Origin of the sequence: Pseudomonas sp. BJa3 (genome assembly GCF_026343815.1) — a bacterium.
GTDB lineage: Bacteria > Pseudomonadota > Gammaproteobacteria > Pseudomonadales > Pseudomonadaceae > Aquipseudomonas > Aquipseudomonas soli.
Genome location: NZ_JAOXMC010000053.1, coordinates 1 through 470, shown reverse-complemented (window position 1 = coordinate 470; position 470 = coordinate 1). Strand labels below are relative to the sequence as shown.

Sequence of the window (470 nt, the reverse complement as noted above, 5' to 3'; positions counted from 1 at the left end):
CCCATTTCGTTGTCGTCTTTGCCTTCCAGCGCCATACGAGCCGAACCGATGATGATCGGGGTGTCGTCGCCTGGGAAGTCGTAGGTGGACAGCAGGTCGCGAACTTCCATCTCGACCAGTTCCAGCAGCTCAGCGTCGTCTACCAGGTCAGCCTTGTTCAGGAAGACCACGATGTACGGAACGCCAACCTGACGGGACAGCAGGATGTGCTCACGGGTTTGTGGCATCGGACCATCGGCGGCCGAGCAAACCAGGATCGCGCCGTCCATCTGGGCAGCACCGGTGATCATGTTCTTCACGTAGTCAGCGTGACCTGGGCAGTCAACGTGAGCGTAGTGACGAATGTTCGAGTTGTACTCGACGTGCGCGGTGTTGATGGTGATACCGCGAGCTTTTTCTTCCGGAGCCGAGTCGATCTTGTCGAACTCAACGACGGCCGAACCGAAAACTTCGGAGCAGACGCGGGTCAG

Annotated in this window: 1 protein-coding gene; it reads right to left on the bottom strand. The window is 58.5% G+C overall.

All coding sequences use genetic code 11. The annotated features are described in order from the left end of the window. The coding region (locus tag OH705_RS26850) for a GTP-binding protein (protein ID WP_267303384.1) at positions 1–470 on the bottom strand (470 nt) is incomplete at both ends.